This window comes from Chryseobacterium sp. JM1, from assembly GCF_000737715.1.
In the GTDB taxonomy this organism is placed as follows: Bacteria; Bacteroidota; Bacteroidia; order Flavobacteriales; family Weeksellaceae; genus Chryseobacterium.
Map to the genome: position 1 here is coordinate 192903 of NZ_JPRN01000001.1, position 26776 is coordinate 219678.

The 26776-nt window shown below is 38.4% G+C and carries 20 protein-coding genes and 1 tRNA gene; 19 read left to right on the top strand and 2 right to left on the bottom strand.

Annotation, left to right across the window (positions count from 1 at the left end; translation table 11 throughout):
• Positions 1 to 47 precede the first annotated feature (47 nt).
• Positions 48 to 1550, bottom strand: coding sequence for a DUF4394 domain-containing protein (locus IW22_RS00810; RefSeq protein ID WP_034723375.1), 1503 nt, complete (start codon positions 1548 to 1550; stop codon positions 48 to 50).
• Positions 1551 to 1883: 333 nt separating this feature from the next.
• Here IW22_RS00810 and tuf point away from each other — a divergent pair, with 333 nt between their 5' ends.
• The 7 genes from tuf (at position 1884) to IW22_RS00845 (ending at position 6334) form a co-directional block, all read left to right on the top strand.
• Positions 1884 to 3095, top strand: a complete 1212-nt coding sequence (gene tuf / locus IW22_RS00815) for an elongation factor Tu (RefSeq protein WP_034723377.1) — start codon at positions 1884 to 1886, stop codon at positions 3093 to 3095.
• 55 nt (positions 3096 to 3150) lie between these two features.
• A tRNA-Trp gene (locus IW22_RS00820) sits at positions 3151 to 3221 on the top strand.
• A gap of 12 nt (positions 3222 to 3233) precedes the next feature.
• Complete coding sequence (gene secE / locus IW22_RS00825) at positions 3234 to 3440, top strand: preprotein translocase subunit SecE (protein WP_034723808.1); 207 nt, start codon at positions 3234 to 3236, stop codon at positions 3438 to 3440.
• 17 nt (positions 3441 to 3457) lie between these two features.
• Positions 3458 to 4000: a transcription termination/antitermination protein NusG gene (gene nusG / locus IW22_RS00830; RefSeq protein WP_034702030.1), complete on the top strand. Its 543-nt coding sequence runs from the start codon at positions 3458 to 3460 to the stop codon at positions 3998 to 4000.
• 379 nt (positions 4001 to 4379) lie between these two features.
• Positions 4380 to 4997, top strand: coding sequence for a hypothetical protein (locus tag IW22_RS00835; protein WP_034723378.1), 618 nt, complete (start codon positions 4380 to 4382; stop codon positions 4995 to 4997).
• A gap of 12 nt (positions 4998 to 5009) precedes the next feature.
• Positions 5010 to 5657, top strand: coding sequence for a hypothetical protein (locus tag IW22_RS00840; protein ID WP_034723379.1), 648 nt, complete (start codon positions 5010 to 5012; stop codon positions 5655 to 5657).
• Between the two features lie 8 nt (positions 5658 to 5665).
• On the top strand, positions 5666 to 6334 hold the full coding sequence (locus IW22_RS00845) for a hypothetical protein (protein WP_034723811.1): 669 nt from the start codon (positions 5666 to 5668) through the stop codon (positions 6332 to 6334).
• A 149-nt stretch (positions 6335 to 6483) separates the two neighbouring features.
• Here IW22_RS00845 and IW22_RS23435 read toward each other — a convergent pair whose 3' ends face one another.
• Entirely contained in the window at positions 6484 to 8349 is a 1866-nt protein-coding gene (locus tag IW22_RS23435; protein WP_051890869.1) for a BspA family leucine-rich repeat surface protein, read from the bottom strand.
• A gap of 195 nt (positions 8350 to 8544) precedes the next feature.
• On the opposite strand from IW22_RS23435, the gene rplK reads away from it, so the two are divergent.
• From rplK to IW22_RS00910, 12 genes are all read left to right on the top strand, one after another.
• Entirely contained in the window at positions 8545 to 8991 is a 447-nt protein-coding gene (rplK, locus tag IW22_RS00855; RefSeq protein ID WP_034723381.1) for a 50S ribosomal protein L11, read from the top strand.
• A gap of 11 nt (positions 8992 to 9002) precedes the next feature.
• Positions 9003 to 9695: a 50S ribosomal protein L1 gene (rplA, locus tag IW22_RS00860; protein WP_034723382.1), complete on the top strand. Its 693-nt coding sequence runs from the start codon at positions 9003 to 9005 to the stop codon at positions 9693 to 9695.
• Between the two features lie 17 nt (positions 9696 to 9712).
• Positions 9713 to 10309, top strand: a complete 597-nt coding sequence (gene rplJ, locus IW22_RS00865) for a 50S ribosomal protein L10 (protein ID WP_034723384.1) — start codon at positions 9713 to 9715, stop codon at positions 10307 to 10309.
• A gap of 45 nt (positions 10310 to 10354) precedes the next feature.
• Positions 10355 to 10723, top strand: coding sequence for a 50S ribosomal protein L7/L12 (rplL, locus tag IW22_RS00870; RefSeq protein ID WP_034723387.1), 369 nt, complete (start codon positions 10355 to 10357; stop codon positions 10721 to 10723).
• Positions 10724 to 10996: 273 nt separating this feature from the next.
• Positions 10997 to 11530, top strand: a complete 534-nt coding sequence (locus tag IW22_RS00875; RefSeq protein WP_131401664.1) for a hypothetical protein — start codon at positions 10997 to 10999, stop codon at positions 11528 to 11530.
• A gap of 137 nt (positions 11531 to 11667) precedes the next feature.
• Positions 11668 to 12840 carry a hypothetical protein gene (locus IW22_RS00880; RefSeq protein ID WP_034723391.1) on the top strand — a complete coding sequence of 391 codons (1173 nt, stop codon included), beginning with the start codon at positions 11668 to 11670 and terminating at the stop codon, positions 12838 to 12840.
• 39 nt (positions 12841 to 12879) lie between these two features.
• The gene (locus tag IW22_RS00885; RefSeq protein WP_034723393.1) at positions 12880 to 15477 is read left to right on the top strand and encodes a T9SS type A sorting domain-containing protein; all 2598 of its coding nucleotides are present in this window, start codon (positions 12880 to 12882) and stop codon (positions 15475 to 15477) included.
• Positions 15478 to 15938: 461 nt separating this feature from the next.
• Entirely contained in the window at positions 15939 to 19760 is a 3822-nt protein-coding gene (rpoB, locus tag IW22_RS00890) for a DNA-directed RNA polymerase subunit beta (protein WP_034723396.1), read from the top strand.
• 87 nt (positions 19761 to 19847) lie between these two features.
• Positions 19848 to 24113, top strand: coding sequence for a DNA-directed RNA polymerase subunit beta' (rpoC, locus tag IW22_RS00895; RefSeq protein ID WP_034723397.1), 4266 nt, complete (start codon positions 19848 to 19850; stop codon positions 24111 to 24113).
• 87 nt (positions 24114 to 24200) lie between these two features.
• Positions 24201 to 24506 (top strand): DUF3467 domain-containing protein, encoded by a 306-nt coding sequence (locus IW22_RS00900; protein ID WP_034723398.1) that lies wholly within the window; start codon positions 24201 to 24203, stop codon positions 24504 to 24506.
• A 211-nt stretch (positions 24507 to 24717) separates the two neighbouring features.
• Positions 24718 to 25848, top strand: coding sequence for a PD-(D/E)XK nuclease family protein (locus IW22_RS00905; RefSeq protein WP_034723399.1), 1131 nt, complete (start codon positions 24718 to 24720; stop codon positions 25846 to 25848).
• Positions 25849 to 26053: 205 nt separating this feature from the next.
• Positions 26054 to 26704, top strand: coding sequence for a Crp/Fnr family transcriptional regulator (locus IW22_RS00910; protein WP_034723400.1), 651 nt, complete (start codon positions 26054 to 26056; stop codon positions 26702 to 26704).
• Positions 26705 to 26776: the final 72 nt, after the last annotated feature.

Here is a 26776-nt window from a genome sequence, read left to right on the forward strand (position 1 = left end):
ATAGTTTTCCGCGCTTCTTGGTATCGAAATAATTATTATGAGTCTTTTTAAAATCCTAATCCTACGGCAAAAGCTTTTACGGTATTAGGGTAATCAGAAACGGCTGTTGCAGCTCCCGATGTCGTATTAACGGTGTATAATTTCGTTGAGGTTCCTACAGTAGCCATCAGATACGCTTTCTGGCTTGCACTTCCAATATCAAAACCGTTCGCATTCGTAATATTGATGCCTAAAGAACCGGTTTCTACCAGAGTTCCGTTATTGGGAGGCGTTTGCTGGTATAATTTATCTGTATTATGATCGATCACAAATAGAGTAGTGGATGTAGCGCCTGCAAAATTATTGGTATAAGCTGCAGCACCAATCATCGCTGTAACCGGACTGATAGTCGTGTCTACTGCGGTAATGCCTCCGGTAACAGGATCTAAACGAAGATTTTGCCCGGTATTGCTTACTACACGTATTTTATCAACCATTGGATTGAAGTCAAATCCAAAATCCGTTCCTGCCAGTAAAGTAGCGAAAGGAGAGCTTCCAACAGCCGTTGCAGCTCCGGTTCCTAAATTGATCGTATAAATTCTGCTTGAACTTCCCAAAGCATACAATTGCCCGTTCAAAGGACGGAAATCGATTCCTAAAATATTTTCTCCGGTTTGAAGTCCTGCCACTGTTTTGGAAACCGGCATCGGGCTGTTTGGATTGAAGATTTGAAGATTATTTGAATTATCGATGGCATAAGCTACCGCTTCAGTAGGAATCGCAAGATCTATAACAGCTTGTGGAAACGATCCTATAAAAGTGGCTTTACCGCTATTCAGATCCAGCACATGTAATTTTTCGTTTAAAGCCAGTAAAGAAGTGCTGTTATCAAATTTAATGTCAAAAGCGGCCTGTCCTGAGAAGGTAGCCCCAAGACTTCCTACTTCCACCAAAGTTCCGTTATTCGGCGGATCCTGCTTGAATAATTTTCCGGAAACGGGATCAATATCGTATAAAACAGTGGATGAAGCCCCTGCTTTGCTGTTTGTGTAAGCTACTCCGTTAATGCTTGGCGTTCCGGTACCGGAGATATTGGTATCCGTTGCTGCCACAGCTCCCGTTTCAGGGTGAAGTCTTAAATTTTGTCCTGTATTACTTACCAAACGGATTCTGTCTACTGTTGGATTGAAATCAATGGAAGCTATCGTTCCGGAAACGGCAGGCGTAAAAGCTGTCGCGCTTACCATTCTTGCAGAAGCACTGGCTGTATTGATGATGTATAATTTGCTGGCATTCGACAGTGCGTATAATTCTCCGGTAGCCGGTCTGAAATCTATACTCATGAGTTTTTCGCCGGCTGTAATTCCTGTAATGGCTGTTTTAGCAGCAAATGTTTTAGGATTATTGGCATTGAAAGAAACAAGTTCATTCATTCCTGTAAGTCCGTAAGCCATAAGATCTGGCCCGGTTACATTGCTGTCCGGCATCATCATCGGATCATCGGAATTGTCGCACGAAAAAAATGTCGTCACGGTCATCAGGACCAGAAAGAAGTGTAATAATGTTCTCATAATATTATTTTTAATGGTTTATAGTATGTACGAGAAAACCATTAAAGCGGTTTTTTTGTGGTGAATTTTATGGATAAAAAAAATATTTTAGGCTTCTATACTATTCAGAACGAATCAGATACTTTATAATTTGGACTAAAAAGGGTAGAGATGATTTTTTTCAATCCGGAAATTTGTGTAAATTTGCAGTCTCAATACATTGAAATATAAGGTTTGTGCTTCTTTGATTTGAATATTGAAACTTTTTTAATGAAAAAGGTTTTGGTATTTAAAAAAATCATTATATTTGCACACCGAAAAATTGAAAAATAATAAAATAAATAATTTTAAATCATGGCAAAGGAAACGTTTAATCGTAACAAACCACACTTGAACATTGGTACTATTGGTCACGTTGACCATGGTAAAACTACTCTTACAGCTGCAATTTCTGCTGTATTAGCTAGCAAAGGTCTTGCTGAGAAAAAAGACTTCTCTGCAATTGACTCTGCTCCAGAAGAAAAAGAAAGAGGTATTACTATCAATACTGCTCACATCGAATACGAAACTGAAAAAAGACACTATGCTCACGTTGACTGTCCAGGTCACGCGGATTATGTAAAGAACATGGTAACTGGTGCTGCTCAAATGGACGGAGCTATCGTAGTATGTGCTGCAACTGACGGTCCTATGCCTCAGACTAGAGAACATATCCTACTTTGTCGTCAGGTAAACGTACCTAGAATTGTTGTTTTCATGAACAAAGTTGACATGGTAGATGATGCTGAGTTATTAGAGCTTGTTGAAATGGAACTTAGAGACTTGTTGTCTACTTACGAATTCGACGGTGATAACTCTCCAGTAATTCAAGGTTCTGCACTAGGTGCTCTTACAGCAGCTACAGCAGCTACTCCTGATACTGAAGACAAGTGGTTCAAGAGCGTTGAAGAATTAATGGATGCTGTTGATACTTGGATCGAGCAACCACCAAGAGATACTGATAAGCCTTTCTTGATGCCAATCGAAGACGTATTCTCTATTACAGGTAGAGGTACTGTTGCAACTGGTAGAATCGAGGCTGGTATTATCAACACAGGTGATCCTGTTGATATCATCGGTATGGGTGAAGAAAAATTAACTTCTACTATTACAGGAGTTGAGATGTTCAGAAAAATCCTTGACAGAGGTGAAGCTGGAGATAACGTAGGTCTATTGTTGAGAGGTATTGAAAAAACTGACATCAAGAGAGGTATGGTTATCGCTAAGAAAGATTCTGTTAAGCCACACAAAAAATTCAAAGCATCTGTTTATATCCTTTCTAAGGAAGAAGGTGGACGTCACACTCCATTCCACAACAAGTACCGTCCTCAGTTCTACGTAAGAACTACTGACGTTACAGGTGAGATCTTCTTACCAGAAGGTGTAGAAATGGTAATGCCTGGTGATAACTTAGAGATCACTGTAGAATTGTTACAGCCAATCGCTCTTAACGTAGGTCTTAGATTTGCGATCAGAGAAGGAGGTAGAACAGTTGGTTCAGGTCAGGTAACTGAAATCTTAGACTAATCATCTTAAAATAAATAAGGCTTCCGGAAGGAAACTCTCCGGAAGCTTTTTATCTACGGGCATCGTCCAATGGTAGGATACCGGTCTCCAAAACCGTTGATCAGGGTTCGAATCCTTGTGCCCGTGCAAATATTAATTATGAGTTCATTTGTTGATTTTTTAAAAGGTTCTTATAACGAATTCAGACATAAAGTTGAATGGCCAAAGTGGTCTGATCTTCAGTCTTCCACTATTGTAGTAACTATAGCTACAGTGATTTTGGCATTGTTTACCTTTGGAGTTGATGAGTTGTTTTCAAAAGCAATCAGCAACATAATTGGAATGCTAATTAACGTGTTCAACTAAAAAAGTATTTTCCCATAATGAGCGAATTGAAATGGTATGTGCTGAAAGCGATCAGCGGACAGGAAAATAAAGTGAAAAACTATATTGAGACAGAAATCAAACGTCTAGGGTTTGAGCAGTACGTTACTCAAGTGGTTATTCCTATGGAAAAGGTTATACAGATTAGAAACGGAAAAAAAGTTCCTAAAGAGAAGCCTTACTATCCTGGATACCTGATGATCGAAGCTGATCTGATGGGTGAAATTCCTCACGCGATTAAGAACATTCCGGGAGTAATATCTTTCCTTAGCTTAACGAAAGGAGGTGATCCTGTTCCAATGAGAAAGTCTGAAGTAAACAGAATGTTGGGAAGAATGGATGAGCTTTCAGAATTTGCAAGCGATGTGGAAATCCCATTCATTGTAGGTGAAAACGTTAAAGTAATTGACGGACCTTTCAATGGATTCAACGGAACTGTTGAGAAGATTCTTGAAGACAAAAAGAAAATTGAAGTTTCTGTATTGATCTTCGGTAGAAAAACTCCAATGGAGTTGAGCTATATGCAGGTAGAAAAAGTATAATGCATACTTTTAAAATATATTAAGACCGCTTTTCAGCGGTCTTTTTTTGTGCTTAAACTTTTACAGATCTAATTTATTAAAATACTATATCTTAATTAGGGTTTATTGTAAAGTTCGTACAAATGAGTCTTTTTTTTTGATTAGTTTTTACTGATTTGTAGTGAAGTAGTAGATTTTTATCGAGATAAAGATTTATTTTTTGATTTATTTTCATGTGGCATGCTTCTTGCAAAGTAGTACCCAATTAATCCATAAAGTTTTATCCTTTTAAATGGTATACTGTGCATAGCAGAGTATAGGAAAGCTGTATGCTTTTTTTGAAAAGGTAAAGGAAAATGGAATGACGGAAGATTAATAAAACAAACACAATACAAGTTCAATGACTAAAATTATTTCGATGGTGCTTTTTGCATGCACTGTATTCGTGAGCGCTCAGGTTGGTATAAATACTTCAAAACCTGAAAAAGATCTGACAGTAAACGGAACGATGAAGACCTCAGGAATGATCTTCAAAAAACCTTTGGAAAAACTGGGAGCTGATGAAAATTATACTTTCGTGATCAAGTCTCCGGCTCCGGAAAACAAAATTACGGCTTACAATGATACTTTTGTACCGAACTCTCCCGCACCGATCAATCTTATTCAGTTTAAAATCACCTGTGACCCTTCAGATAAAGACTGGGTGAATCAGTTTGATACCAAGATCAATTCCAATAAGTTTCTTGTTGTGATCTCTTCATTCGGATTTACACAGCCTGTAAGAACCTATTCTGCAGACTGGTTGACCCCAGTGCCACAGATCTTTGCTTATCCTTCCGGTGGAACATGGAAACTGAAAGCGGATTACCAGGGTTTTGCCCCGGATAATTCTTTCCCTACAGGAGAATGGACCCTGAATTTGCTGGTTTTTGACAAAGCGTACGCAAAAGAATTGAATACAACACAGGATTTAGGAACTTCTACTACCGGTGCTGCTACAGCTCCATTAATTCAATAAAAACACAACATAATGAAAAAAATCACCACATTATTCCTTTTAGCAGGTTCTTTTTTAGGGCTTCATGCACAAGTGGGTATTAATACTGCTAATCCTCAGGGAACTTTAGATGTAGCCGGAGAAACTCTTGTGGAATCTTATCTTGTAGACACTGTCAACTCACCGGCAAGGGGAAACTATTTTCTTTTGACCCGTTCAAAAGATACTTCTCCGGTAGGGAAAATTAAGATGCTGGATATTTCGCTTCGTAATGTAGCACCGGTAAATACCTACAATGTTATTCTGAAAAATGTAAGCCAGGATGAAGTTATTAATCTGAACACAGGTTTGGAAACCGGCAAATATGTAGTGGCCATCACTGGCGCTGTATTTTCCAATGCGGTTTCGGCTGTGAATACTTCTACAAGTCCTAAGTCTTTCGGGGCTTATTCAACGGAAGTAACGCAGGTGACCAGTGGAGGAAAAACCTATCATGCGATCAATTTAAGCTTTAAAGGCGCAGGCACGGTATCTTCTACGAACGGAACATGGACGCTTACATTAAACGTCTTCGAAAAATCTCTGGTAAAAGAATGGGGAACATTCACCGGATCTGTTTCTGCATCGGCTTCACCGGTTTATTCAGGAGTTTCAACTAACACGCCTTTAGGGCTTCAATAATGATGATCATGGAAAAAAGAATTTATATTATCACGATATTGTTTCTGGGAATTTTTATGAATGCCCAGTCCGGAAGAGTAGGGATCAAAACCACTGATCCGAAAGAAACACTGGATGTGAACGGTCAAACTTATACAAACACGTTGTATCTTAGAAATCCGGGAGAACCTACAATGACCGGAGGAAGCTTCCTTGCGACTTCCGAAAATTCACTTCAGCTGTATGATCCTACATTGGAGAGCAGCGGACTGTTTAATTATCTTAAACTTTCTCTTACCGGAATTTCGGGAGCTGGAATTACAGATTACGATACCAAAATTGATGCGGACAAGTTCCTTGTTGTAGTTCACAATTACTCATTCAAAATGAATGATGGAACCACCAACGTAGCTCTTGACTATGGGGACAACGGAACGAATGATAACAGACAGGGATCTCCAGATGTGACGGCGTTCAAAAGCAAAGGGACATGGCATATCAGAGCAAGGTTTACAGACAGCAAGCTTATCGCTCTTACCTCTGCCAATCCGGCAAGAACATACAATAATTTTACCATAGATCTTTATCTGATGGCTTACAAAAGACTGATCACCAAACAGAATATCTCCGACATCACGACCGATCTTGGAGGAACAAACGGTTCGGCACGTACAGTAAATAAGCCTTCTGGATTTTAATCGGAATATCAATATTTGAACAATATACTAAGCCATATCTGATGATGTGGCTTTTTTAGTGCCTTAAATCTGTTGTAATGATGAGACAAAAAGTAAGGAGACTGATCTTTACTGTGTGGAATATTCAAAATGGGCAGGCTGTGTCTGAATTAATCCTTTATAAATTTTTTGTGTACTGTATTTTGAGCTTTATCTGTTGCTTTCAGCAGATAAACTCCTTTCGGCAGCGCTGAAACATCGGCTTGTTTTCCAGTTAGATTATTTTTTAACAGTCTTCCTTCTAAAGTGTAGATTTCTATATCAGATACGTCTTCTGTGAAAAATAGAGTGTTTTTTACAGGATTTGGATAGATACTTAAATTATTTTTTTTCACCTCAGAAGTGGTAAGTACATTACATTCCGGATTGTAGGTGTCATTCGTAATGGTCCAGTTTTTAAAATTAATCAGATTGTTTCTAGCTGATAATGCCTGAGGGGTAGAGTAAACCAGGCCGGATGCGCCTAAGGACATGGTGTTGGGACTGGAAATACTGTTAGCCCAACCCTGTAATGTGGAATTATAATGATTGCAGGATAAACCGGAGGAATCCAGCATGGCATTCATTTGCGTAACAGCATATAAATTCCAGGTTCCCAGATCCTGATTGAATGCGCTGGCGTTTTTAAACATGATACGCATATCCTTTACGGCTGAAGTATCCCAGCTGCCAATAGGTTGGTTGAAAATCGGATTGTCGCTGAACATAGCATACATATTGGTTACATTTGAGGTGTTCCAGTTTCCTATAGGCTGATTAAAAAGCAGGGCGCGGGTAAACATGTAGCTCATGTCGGTAACCATTGAAGTATTCCAGTTTCCAATAGGCTGATTGAATTTTTCTGCTTCTGCAAACATATCAAGCATATTGGTGACATTTGAGGTGTCCCAGCCGGCAACAGGCTGATCAAAGGCTCTGGTTTCCCTGAAGACCCCGGACATGTCGGTAACCATTGAGGTGTCCCAGTTTCCGATGGGTTGATTAAATGTATAGGCATTCGTAAACAGAGATTTCATATGGGTAACACTGGATGTATTCCAGTTGGCTAAAGGCTGGTTGAACATCTGCGTGGAATTGAACATATATGAAATATCGGTCACCTTTGAAATATCCCAGTTTTCAATAGGCTGATTGAAGATCATAGCATCAGAAAACATAATGCTCATATTGGTAACTTTTGAAGTATCCCAGTTGGCAAGAGGCTGATTAAACTGATAGGTAAACCCAAAGGTTCCCTGCATATTGGTTACATTCGAGGTATTCCAGATTCCTACAGGCTGATTAAATTGGGTAGCGGCATAAAACAGTAAAGAAATATCTGTAACATTGGAGATGTTCCAACTGCTTATAGGCTGGTTGAATAATGTGGCATTGTAAAAACAGGAGCTCAAATTGGTCACATGGGAGACATCCCAATCACTGAAAGAAGAATTGCCAACCAGCTTATAGCATCCGGCAAACATCCCTGCCATAGTAGTGACAAGGTCTAAAAACGGAATATCAGTAGCGGTGACATCCATTTCAGTACAGTAATTAAACGCGCCCTCCATACTGGACCATTTAATGTTTCCCCATTGTACGACTTCGGTAATTTTGTGAATGTCTCCGCGGCGTATAGTCACAGTGGGTATGAAAAAGCAGATACGGTGAAAATTCCCATTGTCTGAACTTACCTTTAAAGTGTAGGTAGCATTATTCGCGACAGGATTGAGAGGAGTTCCGAAATCGATGAGGAGAGGTAATCCCAGAACAGTTGTTACATTCGTCAATGTTGCATGGTGGGCAGGATAGCCAACTTCTTCCCAGTAAATTTTATAATCTGTTCCTACTCCGGGAAAATAAATCTGGGTAGAGGTACTCTGTGTAGGAATAAAACCGGTATTACTTGGCTTCCATATGGTGATAAACTCATTTTGCGCTTTGATACTCCAACAAAACATTAAAAAAATACTCAGGAGTAAATATTTCAGTTTCATAGATTTCGTTTTTTGTAAATGTAGAAAAAAAAATATTTGTAATTCTTTCTAAAAATCAACACATTCCATTTGCTAATTCAAAAATATTTCATAATTTTGCAGTCCGAAAAGTAGATTTACTGTATGTGAGTCGGTAATCTGCTGAATAATAAATGCTTCCAAACTCATTAATTATTCAAACTAAAAAAATTAAAAATGGCTAAGAAAGTCTTTAAAATGGTAAAGCTTCAGGTGAAAGGTGGCGCAGCTAACCCTTCTCCACCAGTAGGTCCAGCATTGGGTTCTGCAGGTGTGAACATCATGGAGTTTTGTAAGCAATTTAACGGGAGAACCCAAGATAAGCCAGGGCAAGTTTTACCTGTAGTAATTACAGTATACGAAGACAAATCTTTTGAATTCGTTATTAAAACTCCACCTGCAGCGATCCAATTAATGGATGCAGCTAAGATCAAGGGAGGTTCCGGTGAACCAAACAGAAACAAAGTAGGTTCTGTATCTTGGGATCAGGTGAAGAAAATCGCTGAGGATAAAATGACTGACCTTAACTGCTTTACAATCGATTCTGCAGTTTCTATGGTTGCAGGTACTGCTAGATCTATGGGATTAAGAGTAACAGGAACTAAACCAACTTTTAACGCTTAAAACTAATAGAAATGGCAAAATTGACTAAAAAGCAAAAGGAAGCTTTAAGCAAAGTAGAAAAAGGAAGAATCTATAGCCTTGAAGAAGGTTCTGCTCTTGTAAAAGAAGTAAACACTACGAAGTTTGATGCTTCTGTAGATATCGCTGTTAGATTGGGTGTAGATCCAAGAAAAGCAAACCAAATGGTAAGAGGTGTAGTATCTCTTCCTCACGGAACTGGTAAAGATGTTAAAGTTTTAGCTCTTGTTACACCAGATAAAGAAGCTGAAGCTAAAGAAGCTGGAGCTGATTATGTAGGTCTTGACGAATATTTACAGAAAATAAAAGAAGGTTGGACAGACGTTGACGTTATCGTTACTATGCCAGCTGTTATGGGTAAATTAGGTCCATTAGGTAGAGTATTAGGTCCAAGAGGTCTAATGCCTAACCCTAAATCAGGAACTGTAACCATGGAAATTGGTAAAGCAGTAGCTGAAGTAAAAGCAGGTAAAATTGATTTCAAAGTAGACAAGTATGGTATCATCCATGCTGGTATTGGTAAAGTATCTTTCGATGCTGCTAAGATCAAAGAAAATGCTCAGGAATTAATTTCGACATTGATCAAAATGAAACCAACTGCTGCTAAAGGTACTTATGTGAAGAGCGTTTATCTTTCTTCTACAATGAGCCCGGGTATTGCAATTGATAGTAAATCTGTTAACTAATAATAATCCTTAAGACAATGACAAAAGACCAAAAAGTTGTAGCAATACAAGAGATCAAAGATTTGCTTCAGGATGCGAAAGTAGTTTATGTAGCAGATCTAGACGGTTTGAACGCTGCTAAATCTTCTGATTTCAGAAGACAGGCTTTCAAGCAGAATATCAAAGTAAAAGTGGTGAAAAATACACTTTTACAAAAAGCAATGGAGCAAATTGACGGAGTAGATTTCTCTGAAATGTTTGAAACTTTCAAAGGTAACTCTGCTTTGATGATTGCTGAAACAGCTAACGCTCCTGCAAAATTAATCAAAGACTTCAGAAAAAAAGAAGAGAAGCCGGCTTTAAAATCTGCTTTTGTTCAGGAAACTTTCTATGTTGGTGACAACAACCTTGATGCTCTAGTAAGCATTAAGTCTAGAGAAGAAATGATCGGTGAAATCATCGGATTACTTCAGTCTCCAATTCAAAGAGTTGTTTCTGCTCTTCAAAACAAATCTGAAACAGTAGAAGCTACAGCTGAAGAAGCTGCTGCACCTGCTGTAGAAGAAACTCCTGCTGCTGAGGCTACAGAAGCTCCTGCTGCAGAAAGCACTGACGAAACGCCAGCTGCTGAATAATACTCTCAAAAAATTAAATAAATAATCAACAAAAACATTACAACAATGTCAGATTTAAAAAATTTAGCTGAAACGCTAGTAAACCTAACTGTAAAAGACGTAAACGAATTAGCTACTATCCTTAAGGATGAGTACGGAATTGAGCCAGCTGCTGCTGCTGTAGTTGTTGCTGCAGGTGGTGCAGGTGAAGCTGCTGAAGAAAAGACTGAATTCGACGTAATTCTTAAGTCTGCAGGTGCTTCTAAATTGGCTATCGTTAAATTGGTAAAAGATTTAACTGGTGCTGGTCTTAAAGAAGCTAAAGATATCGTAGACGGAGCTCCTGCTGCTATCAAGCAAGGAATCTCTAAAGACGAAGCTGAAGCTCTTAAGAAGCAATTAGAAGAAGCTGGTGCTGAAGTAGAATTGAAATAATTCAATTTACTATAAAATAGGAAGCCCGGACAGTAATGTCCGGGCTTTTTTGTTTTCATTGTCATCAGAAACCGTATCTAATTCCTAATAGTATTTGAATATTTTTGCCGTGTGTTGCTGTATATTCAAATATGATTATTAATTTACTTTAATTTAACATAATTAAATATTTATTATTCATAGAATTGTATATTTTGTTTCAAAATTTAATATTAAAATATTGTTTTGATTGAAAAATTACTATATTTGTACCGAAAAAAAACACACAGACATTTGAAAAGAAGTTACTTTATCTTCTATGGCTCTGCTGTAGCATATTGTATTAGTATGCTGGCCGCACTGCAGATAGGAAGTCTAAGCACCATATCTTCAACAGTACAGCAATCTACTGTCTCCTCGTGCTATTCTCATAAAACAGACTGTTTTGAAACCTCTGCAGAGAGTCTAGGAAAAGATAAAAGTGTAAGTTCCACTATTGAACCATGTATTTCTGCTGTCAGTAATGTTTCTCCGGAAATGGATACTGATAGAGAACAGCAGAAGAATAAGATGAGTTTCAAAAACGCATATCATATGAAAACCGCAAGTGGAGAATCTATTCGTCCTATTTTGGTTCATCATGATTCCTTAAAGAAAATCCTTTCTTTTATGACATCCGATAAGCTGTGTACCAGTCAGTCTTTAGATCTTTTATATGCTGATATGGAAACTGAGCTATACGGGAAAACAGTCAGATATCCCGCCGGAGATTCTAAAAGTCTGGGAGGTTTTGATTCTATTATTGAATTTCCGGATAAATTATCTTAATCCTACCGCAGGCACACTACATCCGTCCACTTTAACGAAAATAAACATTTTCCGCTCCTGAACAGAGTGTAAAAAGAACCTGTATGCCTCTTCTGAACAAATGAAACACACACAAAAAAAGACAAATATCACTAAAAATGAAAAACAGATTATTGACGCTCGCGGCTTTATCCTTTTATATTGGGATAAACGCACAAGTAGGAATTAATACGAACCTGGGCCAGGCCACCCTGGATGTGGTTGGGTCTCCTTCGGTGACAACGAAAATGGATGGGATTATTGCTCCCAGACTGACTGAGACAGAGCTGAATAAAAAAACATATGGAGCGCCTCAGACAGGAGCGTTGGTCTATGTGACACTGGCAGACATTGCTCCGGCTGGACAGACGGTAAATATTACCACTCCGGGATATTATTATTTCGATGGAACACAGTGGCAAAAACAAACAGGAACAGAATGGCAGGTGAAAGGAAATGCCAGCGGTGAAATTTCTACATCAGCAGAGGTTTTGGGAGCTGCACCGGCTTCCGCTAATTATCTGGGAACTAAAGGAACTGCTGATCTTGTTATGATCACGGCCAATAAAGTGCATGCGGTTCTGGATGCTGCAGGAGGTTTGTCAGGAGGAGGTGAAAATGCTTCCGGCCTTTCATGGGGTAGTACGAATGTAATTAATACTACTTCAAATAACATAGCGCTGGGAAGAGGGAATACAGCGACTGCCTCAGCAGCCAATTTCCCTGGAGTTGCCATCGGATCAGCAAATGTAGTGAGCAGCGGAGGGAAAGCCTTTGGTGCCGGAAATACAGCAATATCTGCCAATAATTTCGCTTTCGGAGGATTTAACAAAACGGGAAACTCTGTAGCGGTTGCCGTGGGGTATTCCAATGATGCTTCAGGGGGAGGTTTTGCTTTTGGAGCCAATAATACGGTCACTCTGAATAATTTCGCTTTTGGTAGTAATAACACAGTAGGTGGAACAGGTTCTATTGCCATTGGAATTGGCGGAACCTCCACGGGTAGCCAGTCTACATATGCCAATACCACGCAGGTGTTTTCCGGACAGGGCGCTGCAGGGACAGCCCTTACTGATGTGGGAATCAACATGATTCCGAATTCTACAAACTATGCAGATCTGGAAGTAAGCAAGGCAGTTCAAATCAAGTCTACTGCTACGAGACCTACCTGTGATGCCAGTAATGCAGGATCCATCATTTATGAGGTAACGACTGTGCTGGGTGTAACCTCTGGTAATTTCGTTGGCTGCAGACAGTCCAGCGCTACCACTTACGGATGGCAGAATTTATAAAAGAAAACACAAACTTTAACATAAAACAAAAACAAAACAATGGCAAAAAAATTATTCGATAGATTGGCGGCGATACTCATGGTCTTCATGATGTCTGCAGCATTATCTGCTCAAAAAGGGTACGAACCTATCCGTGGGATGGGGGTAGAGGCAAAACCTGTGAACAATTCAGGAATCTGTCTGGCGTGTTATAGTGGAAGCATGAATCCGGTAGTGGATGCAAACCTGGATAACAGCGTAAGCATGGGGAATTTTGCTTCTCTTTTAAGTGGAAATGGTATTTCTGTAAAGAATACAAACGCAATGTATCCAGCGGGATATATTACCGGATTTAACGTTGACCTTGGAACAAGTTTCATTACAGTAGACTTGCTAAGCTCTCTAAGAATCAGTACCTATAAAAATGGTGTGCTTCAGGAAACAACCAGCAGCAGTACCTTATTATCTGTTCCTGCATTCGGAGGAAGCAAGAACAGAATTTTTCTTCATTTAAAAACAACAAAGGAATTTAATGAAGTAAGATTATATCAAACGAATGCATTGTCTGTATTCAGTTCAATGAATGTGTATTATGCATTTGCATTCGATCCTGCCAAAGTGCCTGTTGACCAAAATGGTATCTGTGATGATATCATTGCGGGAAGTGGTGTAGACGGGAACGTATCGGGAAGCAGTAGTTTCCTGGCTCCGCTTTCGTTCATCCAGAATAAAGAAAGAATCGGAGACGGTGACAAAAACTCTTATGGATCTGTTGTCTTGCCTGTGGGTCTTCTTGGATCTTATTCAGTAGGCGTATTGGACAAAAACCAAGTTTATCCGGCTGGTAACAAAACCGGTTTTGTGATTTCTCCTGATGATGAAGGGAAGCTGTTAAGTGCAGAATTCCTTAAAAATATTACAGTAGAAACGTATTTATATGGTCAGCTTCAGGATTCCAAAACATTATTTGATGGAGGAGGACTGATTAATATTAAAGTTTTAGGATTCGGTTCAGGAAAACAGAAAGTTACATTGACTTCTTCCAAACCTTTTAACGAAGTACGTTTGAAAATTACTCAGACTTTAGGAGTTAATTTAGGATCTCTGAAAGTGTACTATGCATTTGAAGAGCCTGCTTCTTGTGACTGTAATGATAAAATTCAGACCAGTGGTTCTGCTATTCCGGGGAATATTGTGACCGGATCTAACTGGACTTCAGGACCTGGATTTTTAGGTCTTATTTTAGCGAAAATGACAAATGCGTCAGCTATTGTAGATACCAATACTTCTAATTATGCAACGGCAACACTTCCTGCAGCTTCATTTTTGAGCATATTCTCGGCTTATGCTACGGTAGGTACTAATACTTTGCTTCCTGCCAATACGTATGCAGGATTTACATTGGAAAAAGCGGCTAACCTGATCGGGGTAAGTGTGCTTGAAAATATTACGGTAACGCTTTACAACAATAATACACAAACGGATAGTTTTACAAGTACCGGAAGTTTGATCAGTGGAAATTTCTTCACGACAGATTCCAATAAATTCTATGTGGGAGGAAAATCTACAAAACCATTCAACCGTATTAAGGTGACTTTCTACAGTGGTACAGGAGTACGTATCCCTCAAAACTATAATATCTACAATGCTTTTGCGAGCAGAGATGATGATAATGATGGTGTTCCTAACTGTTTTGACCAATGTCCAAACGGTAATGACAGTATTGACTTAAACGGAAACGGTATTCCTGACTGTGCAGAAGGATGTACGGCTGTCAATGACAAATCGCCTACACTGGATACAGATGGAGACGGTATTAAGGATGCTTGTGACCTTGATTCTGATAATGATGGAATTCCAGATGCGTTAGAAGATCTTGACAGAAATGGTAAATTTGAAGATGATGATACAGAAGGAGTATTTGGACCTGTTCAGGTACTGGGAGACGGAATTGCGGCTTATCTGGATCTTGATTCTGATAATGATGGAATCTTAGATTTATTTGAATCCGGTATTCCAACATCGGTGATCAACCAGATTGATACAGACCGTAACGGTATTATTGATAAAGGTGTTGCAGTAGGCGCTAACGGTATTGCAGATATCTTAGAAACTTCTCCGGATTCAGGAATCTTGAAATACCCTCTGAAAAATACAGACGGTGATGATAAACCGGATTTCGTGGATTTGAATTCAAACGGAATTGATTTTGACCTGTACGCTATTGGTAAAGGAGATCTTGATGATTTTGGAGCAGGATTTATTTCCAGAATTGTAGATCTTGACAAAGACGGTATTCAGGCAGTTGTAGATACAGATCTTGTGAATAGAGGAGCGCCAAATTCTCCACTTTCACCTTATGCTACTCTGTTGAAAAACGCTCAGATGAAGTCTGGAAAAGGAATCGATGCTGATATTACAGAAAAGGCTAATGATATTAAAGTATATCCAAACCCTGTAAAATCTGGTGAAAACCTTAATGTAAGATCTGAAGAAAACGGTGTTTATACCTTATTCTCTGCTCAGGGGCAGTTGATCAGATCAGATAAATTCTCAGGTAATGCTGAAATCAATACGGCTTCACTTCCGGCTGGAATCTATGTTGTAAAAATAGAAACTAAGTCAACCGTGAAATCTTATAAGATCATTGTGAAGTAATTTCTCATAATCTATACATGAAAGGCCGTCCCTCAGGGACGGCCTTTCTTATGTAAATATGTTTAACGTTCTCAAAATGAAGCGGTTTTATTTGTCTATGTGGATAAGTTTTTGTACCTTTGTCCCTCTTTTGGCGCGAATCATTGTACGAAAATCTATAAAATACTGGAAATCAGCTCTTTCATCAAAATAATGAAAGGGATTTCTCGTATATAGATACTGCGGCTCATTCCGCCTTAAAAGTAATAAAAATATTTTGCATTACGCTGTGAAAAGATATACCAGCGTTGCAGTTAGAAGTTAGATCAAAGACTTTCTAGAATAAAGAACAAAGAATAAAGACCGATAATTGCGCCAAAATTTTCCCACTTATTCTTCTCTTTTTCCTCTTTTATCTTTTTGTCTTCTTCTGATATTTTTGAATGAATCAAAATATTTTTTAACCCTTTCTTAAAAGTTTTATGAGTAAAACAACAGCAACAACAAGGGGGAATCAGAGAATTAACTTCTCATCAGCAAAAGGAAAAATTATCACTCCTGACTTCCTGGACATCCAGTTAGAGTCTTTCAGAGATTTTTTCCAGCTTGATACCCTTCCAGAAGACAGAACAGACGAAGGTTTATACAGAACCTTCCAGGAAAACTTCCCAATTACCGATTCTAGAAATCAGTTTGTATTGGAATTCCTTGATTATCTGGTAGATTCTCCACGTTATTCAATTAACGAGTGTGTGGAAAGAGGATTGACGTATTCCGTTCCTCTTAAAGCAAGACTTAAATTGTATTGTACAGACCCTGAGCACGAGGATTTCCAAACGGTGGTTCAGGATGTGTATTTAGGCCCGGTTCCTTATATGACGCCTAGTGGATCTTTCATCATCAACGGTGCTGAGAGAGTTATCGTTACGCAGCTTCACCGTTCACCTGGTGTATTCTTCGGACAGACTTACCACGCTAACGGAACTAAACTGTACTATTCAAGAATTATCCCTTTCAAAGGATCTTGGATGGAATTTACGACAGATATCAACAGCGTAATGTATGCTTATATCGACCGTAAGAAAAAGTTACCATTAACTACTCTGTTAAGAGCGATCGGTTATGAGTCTGATAAGGATATCCTTCAGATCTTCGACCTTGCTGAAGAAGTGAAAGTTTCTAAAGCTGCCCTTAAAAAAGTGGAAGGAAGAACATTGGCTGCGAGAGTATTGAACACTTGGTTCGAGGATTTCGTAGACGAAGATACAGGTGAAGTGGTTTCTATCGAAAGAAACGAAATCATCTTAGACAGAGAAACTATTCTTGAAAAAGAACATTTAGATCTTATTCTTGATGCTGGTGTGAAATCTATCCTGATTCACAAAGAAAACAGCAATGAATTCTCTATCATCCAGAATACATTACAGAAAGACCCTACGAACTCTGAAAAAGAAGCAGTAGAGTACATCTACCGTCAGTTAAGAAATGCAGATCCACCAGATGAGGAAACAGCAAGAGGAATCATTGAAAAATTATTCTTCTCTGAACAGAGATATTCATTAGGTGAAGTAGGACGTTACAGACTAAACAAAAAGTTAAGCCTAAACATCCCAACTACAACTGAAGTTCTTACAAAAGAAGATATCATTGCGATTGTAAGACACTTAATTGAGTTAGTAAACTCAAAAACTGATGTGGATGATATTGACCACTTATCAAACAGAAGAATCAAGACTGTTGGAGAGCAGTTAGCAGGACAGTTCGGTGTAGGTCTTTCAAGAATTGCAAGAACAATCAAGGAAAGAATGAACGTTAGAGATAACGAAATATTTACTCCACTTGACCTTGTAAATGCTAAGACATTAACATCAGTAATTAACTCGTTCTTCGGTACCAACCAGCTTTCTCAGTTCATGGACCAGACCAACCCGCTATCAGAGATCACGCACAAGCGTAGACTTTCTGCACTAGGGCCTGGTGGTTTATCAAGAGAAAGAGCAGGTTTCGAGGTTCGTGACGTTCACCATACCCACTACGGAAGAATTTGTCCGATTGAAACTCCGGAAGGACCAAACATCGGTTTGATTTCATCTCTGGGGATTTATGCTAAGATCAATAACCTTGGTTTCATCGAAACTCCATACAGAAAAGTAGAAAACAGTAAGATCGATCTTTCTGCTGACCCTATTTATCTGAATGCAGAAGACGAAGAAGATAAAGTAATTGCTCAGGCGAACGTAGAATTGACTGACAGCGGTGAATTCTTAACAGACAGAATTATCGCAAGACTTGATGGTGACTACCCGGTAGTTGAGCCAGCTCAGGTTAATCTTATCGACGTTGCACCCAACCAGATCTCTGGTATTTCAGCTTCATTAATTCCATTCCTGGAGCATGATGATGCGAACCGTGCATTGATGGGATCCAACATGATGCGTCAGGCCGTTCCATTGTTGAAGCCACAAGCTCCAATCGTAGGTACTGGTCTGGAACAGCAGGTTGCTAAAGATTCAAGAATCTTGATCAATGCTGAAGGTACAGGTCTTGTAGAATATGTAGATGCTGATAGAATCACTATTAAATATGAAAGAAGCGACGACGAAGATTTAGTACAATTCGAGTCTGCTACTAAAACATACAACCTTACTAAGTTCAGAAAAACCAACCAGAGTACGACCATTACCCTAAGACCAAACGTAAGAGTAGGTGAGACGGTACAGAAAGGTCAGGTACTTTGCGACGGTTATGCTACTGAAAACGGAGAGCTAGCTCTTGGTAGAAACTTAGTAGTAGCGTTCATGCCTTGGAAAGGATACAACTTTGAGGATGCAATCGTAATCAACGAAAAAGTTGTACGTGAAGACTGGTTTACTTCAATCCACGTAGATGAATATTCTCTTGAAGTTCGTGATACCAAATTAGGTATGGAAGAGCTTACAGCAGATATTCCAAACGTTTCTGAAGAAGCAACCAAAGATCTTGACGAGAACGGTATGATCAGAATCGGTGCTGAAGTGAAGCCTGGAGATATTATGATCGGTAAGATCACTCCAAAAGGTGAATCTGACCCGACTCCTGAAGAAAAACTTCTTAGAGCGATTTTCGGTGACAAAGCCGGTGATGTGAAAGATGCTTCATTGAAAGCAGATTCATCACTAAGAGGTGTTGTGATCAACAAAAAATTGTTCTCTAGAAACATTAAAGATAAAAAGAAGAGAACTGAAGAAAAACTTAAACTTGAAGAAATTGAAAACACTTACAAGGCTAAGTTTGATGAGTTGAGAAATACTTTAATTGAAAAATTAAACACACTGGTAAGCGGTAAAACTTCTCAGGGAGTTACCAATGACCTTGATGAAGAAATCATCGGTAAAGGTGTGAAATTCACTCACAAATTATTGACTTCAGTTGAAGATTACGTTAACGTAAGCGGTGCAGACTGGACGGTAGATAACGATAAGAATGAATTGATCAAACAATTGATTCACAATTATAAAATCAAGTTCAATGACATCCAGGGGGTTAAAAACCGTGAGAAATTCGCAATTTCTATCGGAGATGAGCTTCCGGCTGGTATCATGAAATTGGCTAAAGTATATATCGCTAAGAAACGTAAGTTGAACGTAGGGGATAAAATGGCAGGACGTCACGGTAACAAAGGTATCGTTTCAAGAATCGTTCGTGAAGAAGATATGCCATTCCTTGAAGACGGAACACCGGTAGATATCGTATTGAATCCACTAGGGGTACCTTCTCGTATGAACATCGGACAGATCTATGAAACAGTTCTTGGATGGGCTGGTCAGAAACTGGGAATGACGTTCGCTACGCCAATCTTTGATGGAGCAACGCTTGATCAGATTACTGAGTACACAGAAAAAGCAGGTCTTCCTAAATTTGGTAACACTCACCTTTATGATGGTGGTACCGGGGAAAGATTTACTCAGCCGGCTACGGTAGGGGTAATCTACATGCTGAAACTTGGACACATGGTAGATGATAAGATGCACGCACGTTCTATCGGACCTTACTCACTGATTACTCAGCAGCCGTTAGGAGGTAAAGCTCAGTTCGGAGGTCAGAGATTCGGAGAGATGGAGGTTTGGGCTCTTGAGGCATTCGGAGCTTCTAACATCCTGAGAGAGATCCTGACAGTGAAGTCTGATGACGTGATTGGTAGAGCGAAAACTTATGAAGCTATTGCAAAAGGTGAATCTATGCCTGAACCAGGTATTCCGGAATCATTCAATGTATTACTTCACGAGCTACAAGGTCTTGGACTTGATGTAAGACTTGAAGAATAATTGACGAGAGACTTTAAGACACGAGACACGGGACTTAAAAAGTCTCAAATCTCAAATCTCTTAATCTTTTAATCTAAAAACAAAACAATGTCAAATAAAAATAAATCAAGTAGATTTAATAAAATAACCATCGGTTTAGCTTCACCGGAATCGATTCTTCAGGAATCAAGAGGGGAAGTTTTAAAACCGGAAACTATTAACTACAGAACGCACAAACCTGAAAGAGACGGGTTGTTCTGTGAAAAAATCTTCGGTCCGGTAAAGGATTACGAATGTGCTTGTGGTAAATACAAGAGAATTCGTTACAAAGGGATCGTTTGTGACCGTTGTGGGGTAGAAGTTACTGAGAAAAAAGTAAGAAGAGAAAGAATCGGACACATCAATCTTGTAGTGCCTATCGCACACATCTGGTATTTCCGTTCTTTACCAAACAAAATCGGTTACCTTTTAGGAATTCCTTCTAAGAAATTAGACATGATCATCTACTACGAAAGATATGTAGTGATTCAGCAGGGTATTGCTAAAAAATTAGACGGTTCTGACTTCGATAACATGGAGTTCCTTACAGAAGAAGAGTACCTGGATATCATGGAAACTCTTCCTGTGGAAAACCAGTATCTTGATGATTCTGATCCAAACAAATTCATCGCCAGAATGGGTGCTGAAGCTGTGGAAGATCTTTTAAAAAGAATCGATCTTGATGCATTGTCTTTCGATTTAAGACACAAAGCTCACAACGAAGGTTCTAAGCAAAGAAGAACTGAAGCTCTTAAAAGATTGAACGTTGTAGAAGCACTAAGAGGTGCTAATACAAGAATGATCAACAGACCGGAGTGGATGATTATGCGTGTGCTTCCTGTAATACCACCAGAACTAAGACCATTGGTTCCATTGGATGGAGGACGTTTCGCAACTTCTGACTTAAATGACCTTTACAGAAGAGTTATTATCAGAAACAACCGTCTGAAAAGACTATTGGAGATCAAAGCTCCGGAAGTAATCTTGAGAAACGAGAAGCGTATGCTTCAGGAATCAGTAGATTCATTATTCGATAATACAAGAAAATCTTCTGCTGTAAAATCTGAATCAAACAGACCATTGAAATCACTTTCTGATTCATTGAAAGGTAAGCAAGGTCGTTTCCGTCAGAACTTACTAGGGAAAAGGGTTGACTACTCTGCGCGTTCCGTAATTGTTGTAGGTCCAAACTTACAGCTTCACGAATGTGGTATTCCTAAAGATATGGCAGCAGAACTTTACAAACCGTTCATCATCAGAAAACTGATCGAGAGAGGAATTGTAAAAACTGTGAAATCTGCAAAGAGAATCATCGACAGAAAAGAGCCTGTAGTATATGATATCCTTGAAAACGTGATGAAAGGTCACCCGGTTCTATTGAACAGAGCACCTACCCTTCACAGACTGGGTATTCAGGCATTCCAGCCTAAGATGATCGAAGGTAAAGCAATTCAGCTTCACCCGTTGGTAACAACAGCATTCAACGCCGATTTCGATGGTGACCAGATGGCGGTACACTTACCGTTAGGCCCAGAGGCGATCCTTGAAGCTCAGTTATTGATGTTAGGTTCTCAGAACATCTTGAACCCTGCAAACGGTTCTCCTATTACGGTACCTTCTCAGGACATGGTTCTCGGTCTTTATTTCATGACTAAAGAATTGAGCTCTACAGAAGATATGAAAGTGAAAGGTGAAGGTCTTGCATTCTATTCTCCTGAAGAAGCGGAAATCGCTTATGCAGAAGGAAGAGTTTCATTAAATGCTAAAGTAAGATGTAGACTACCTGTTAAAGAAAACGGAGAGATTTCGACAAAATTAATCGAAACTTCTTTAGGTAGAATTCTATTCAACCAGATTGTCCCAAAACAATCAGGATACGTTAATGAACTATTGACGAAAAAATCACTGAGAAACATTATCGGTAGAGTTTTAGCTGATACTGATTTCCCTACAACAGTGAAGTTCTTGGATGCAATGAAAGACTTAGGGTATTCTAATGCATTCAAAGGAGGTCTTTCATTCTCACTTGGGGATATTGTAGTTCCTGTGGAGAAGAAAAAGATGATTGCTACATCTATTGAAACGGTAGACGAGATTAGAGCCAACTATAACATGGGTCTTATCACCGATACAGAACGTTATAACCAGGTAATCGACGTTTGGACAAACACCAACGCAGGATTAACTGAAATGATCATGAGCAGAATGAAATCTGACCAAGGTGGATTCAACTCTGTATATATGATGCTTGATTCCGGGGCGAGGGGTTCTAAAGAACAGATCCGTCAGTTATCAGGGATGAGAGGTTTGATGGCGAAACCGCAAAAAGCTGGTTCTACTGGTGCGGAGATCATCGAAAACCCGATCCTTGCAAACTTTAAGGAAGGTCTTTCGATTCTAGAGTACTTTATCTCTACCCACGGTGCCCGTAAGGGTCTTGCGGATACCGCACTTAAGACTGCCGATGCTGGTTACCTTACAAGAAGATTGGTAGACGTTGCTCAGGACGTTATCGTTACTGAGGACGACTGTGGAACGCTTAGAGGTACTGAAGTTACTGCACTTAAGAAAAATGACGAGATCGTTGAAAAAATCTCTGAAAGAATCTTAGGTAGAGTTTCTCTTCATAACATCTATGATCCGGAATCAGACGAGTTAATCGCTGAAGCAGATCAGGTAATTAATGAAGTATTGGCGAAGAGAATTGAAGCAGCAGGATTAGAAGCTGTTGAAGTTCGTTCTCCACTTACTTGTGAAACTAAAAAAGGAATCTGTGCGAAGTGTTACGGTAGAAACCTTGCGACTGGTAAGATGATCCACATGGGTGAAGCTGTAGGGGTTATCGGTGCACAGTCAATTGGGGAACCAGGTACTCAGCTTACGTTGAGAACCTTCCACCAAGGGGGTACTGCAGGTAACGTTTCAGAAAACCCATCTATCGTTGCAAGAAGAGACGGTATCGTTGAAATGGACGAAGTAAGAACGATTACTTCTGAAGATGAAAACGGTAAAACTGCTGAGGTAGTTGTTTCACGTTCAACGGAATTCAGATTGGTAGCGGATAACGAAACCAGAACACCATTGATGATTGCTAACGTACCTTACGGTTCTGAATTAGCAGTGAAGCCAGGTGATAAAGTGAAGAAAGGAGATGTAATCTGTAAGTGGGATCCGTATAACGCGGTAATCATTGCAGAAACTGCAGGTAAGGTTGAATACGAAGACATTATCCAGGGTATCTCATTCCAGCTTGAAATTGATGAACAAACAGGATTCGAAGAGAAAGTAATCTCTGAGTCTAGAAATAAGAAAGCCGTACCTACACTGAAGGTGGTAGATTCTAAAGGAGTTGAGCAGAAAGCATACAACTTACCGGTAGGAGCCCACTTAATGGTAAATGATGGTGAAAAAATTAAGGCTGGTAAAGTCTTGATCAAGATCCCAAGAAAATCTGCAAAAGCAGGGGATATCACCGGAGGTCTTCCGAGAGTTACCGAACTATTCGAAGCAAGAAACCCTTCAAACCCAGCGGTTGTTACTGAAATCGACGGGGTAGTTTCTTACGGAAAAATTAAGAGAGGTAACCGAGAATTGATCGTAGAAGCTAAAACTGGTGAAAGAAAAATTTACTTGGTAAAACTTTCTAACCAGATCCTTGTTCAGGAGAATGACTTCGTAAGAGCAGGAGCACCACTTTCTGACGGTTCTATTACACCGGATGATATCTTAAGAATCAAAGGTCCAACGGCGGTTCAGGAATATCTGGTAAATGAGATCCAGGAAGTTTACCGTCTTCAGGGGGTAAAAATCGACGATAAGCACTTCGAGATCATCGTAAGACAGATGATGACGAAAGTATCTATCGTAGATGGAGGTGATACTCAGTTCCTGGAAGGAGCTCTTGAGCATAAGTTTGACTTCTTGGAAGAAAACAACAGAGTATTCGGTCTTAAGGTTGTAGTAGAAGCTGGTGATTCTAAAGAATTCAAGCCAGGTCAGATGATTACAGCCAGAGAATTAAGAGACGAAAACTCTAAACTGAAGCGTGAAGACCAAGCTTTAGTTGAAGTAAGAGAAGCTTTACCTGCTACAGCAACGCCTGTACTTCAAGGTATTACAAGAGCAGCTCTTCAGACTAAGTCATTCATGTCTGCAGCATCATTCCAGGAAACTACGAAAGTTCTTAACGAAGCAGCAGTAGCTGGTAAAGTTGACTTCTTAAGTGGTCTTAAAGAAAATGTAATTGTAGGGCACAGAATCCCTGCAGGTACAGGTCTTAAAGAATATCAGAATGTAATTGTGGGTTCTAAGAAAGAATTCGAAGACCTTAACTAAAATTAATGATTTGAAATTTGAGGTTTGGATTTATTTTTATATTTTCACAATCTCAAATTTCGAATTTTAAAAACATATTTTATAACAATGGACAACAATCAAAATCCACAAGACGGAAACATCAACATCGAATTGAACGAAATGGTAGCTGCTGGAGTATATGCTAACTTAGCATTGGTAAACCACTCTCCATCTGAGTTCGTAGTAGATTTCATCCAGTTAATGCCGGGTGTTCAACAGGCTAAAGTAAGATCAAGAATCATTCTTGCTCCACTTCACGCTAAAAGAGTATTATCTGCTCTTCAACAGAACATAGCTAACTACGAGCAGCAGTTCGGAGAAATCAAAGAAGTTGAGCCTTTCGTATTAGGAGGTAACAACGTACAAGCATAAGATTTTTCTTACAATACATAAGAATGCCCCGGTAAAAACCGGGGCATTTTTTATGTTCAGTTCTATAGTATAAACTGAAGATAAGATTTAAAATAAGTAAAAAAAAATATATATATTTCGAAAACTCACTACAAATTATAATCATGTATATAACAAATCTATCACCTAATAAAACTATCACAACTATTATTCTTATTTTAAACCAGAGATCATGACAGAGTATTTATTGAAGGAAGTTAGAAATATCATTAATCTCTACGAAAAAGAAATAATAAAAGAAGGAGAAGGATTCAATCTGATTTCAATTTTAGGAATGGAAAATAATGAAAGATATACCCATTCTGCAATTATTGGTGAACTTTTAAATCCTTATGGGAGTCATAATTTTGGAAATCTTTTTCTTAAAGAATTTCTTAATTGTGTTTCCTGTGATTTTTGTATAGATCAGATTGAAGTCATTACTGAAGAATATGTTGGCTTACAATTAGGTAGCAGAACATTCCTCGATATTGTAATAAAGGATAAAAAGAACGGGAACGTAATTCTTATAGAAAATAAAATATGGGCAGAAGATCAGGTAAATCAATTAGAGAGATATCAAAGTTCTTATCGTAATTCAGATCAAACTATTTTTTATCTAACACCGTTTGAAAGTAATTATTACAATACTAGCTTTTCAAACTATACAAAAATATCTTATCATACTCATATTAAAGGATGGATTACAAAATGTATAGAAATAGCAAAAGAAAAGAATAATTCGTTCATAGAAAATTCTTTAAAGGTATACCTAAATATAGTTCATAAAATTACTAATCAATCAATTTATAACAAGATGACAAACGATATATTCCTAACAATATTAGATTCTCCTGAAAATTTTGAGGCAGCAGAAAAAATTTCTCAAGAATTCAGTAAAATCAATACTTTTATAAGAAATGAATTTTTCAATAAACTATATGTAAAAGTGAAAAGTGAAAGTTTTGAGTGTCTTTTTGGGAAAATAAATATTATTATTGATGAGGATAATTATGACCCACTTTATTTAGGAATACAATTATTTAATAGTGAAAATAAAATAATTTTAGACAATGAAAAATTTAATTTGATTTTAAATCAGATTATAGAAGAATTCCCGGAAAACTATCCCCAACCGAGTAATAAATGGTGGAATACTTGGTTTCAGGTTAGTGCTAAAAGTATGCTTCACAAGCATTTTATACATAATCTAGATTCTAAAAGTAAGGCGACATTTTATAAAGATATTGAAAATCAAGTAGAGATTGTTTCGCAGGAATTTTCTAAGATATTAAACCGTTTGCAAGAACTTTTAGATGTTTAATCTATTTAAGATAATCTAAAATTGCAGATCACAAGAAATAATTTTCTGTATTTAGATTTTAAATTAAATATTTGATTTTAATTTAAAATTTACTCATTAATTAATGGATTATTAAGTTTTCGATAGAGATAATTAAAGAATGTTATTTTTCTACTATTTCAATAGTCCAATTTTATATATTTGCTATGAAAATGATATAGCGGATATGATAAATAATCAATTTATTCTTAATAAATTCGGGTTTCTAGGTGAAAATTTTTTAAATGAACTGCATGCAAATGCCATAGTTACGAACATTAAAGCAAAAACCGAAATTATCAGAGAAGGACAGAAAAACAAATATGTTCCGTTTCTGATTAAAGGGTCTATAAAAGTTTTTACTCTCAACGATGGCAGAGAACTCATCTATTACTACATAAAGCCAAACGACAGCTGTCTGATGACGTTTTCGTCTATCTTTACAGATTACACCAGCAGGATATATGCCGTTGCCGAAGAAGAATCCGAAGTGATCCTGATCCCCGTTTCAGTGGTCCACGAATGGCTCATCCGGTTTCCGGAAATCAACAGGGTATTTTATCATGAATACGACAAACGTTTCTCCGATGTCATGAATATGGTAAATGATGCTGTATTTCACAGGCTGGACAAACGAGTACTGAACTACATCCGTCAGCAGATTTCAGCTACCGGAAACAATCCTTTGAAGATTACACACCGTGAAATTGCCAGTAATTTGGGGACTTCCAGAGAAGTGGTGAGCAGAGTTTTAAAAAAGATTGAAAATGAAGGTGAAATTATTCAGACCAAAGAAGGCATCAAAATTCCTGTAAATGAAAATGTTAGATCAATCTAATATATGATGTTTTAATGATTTTATCTTTATCATTGATAAAAACAATTTCTCTGGTGACTTTTATCACATACT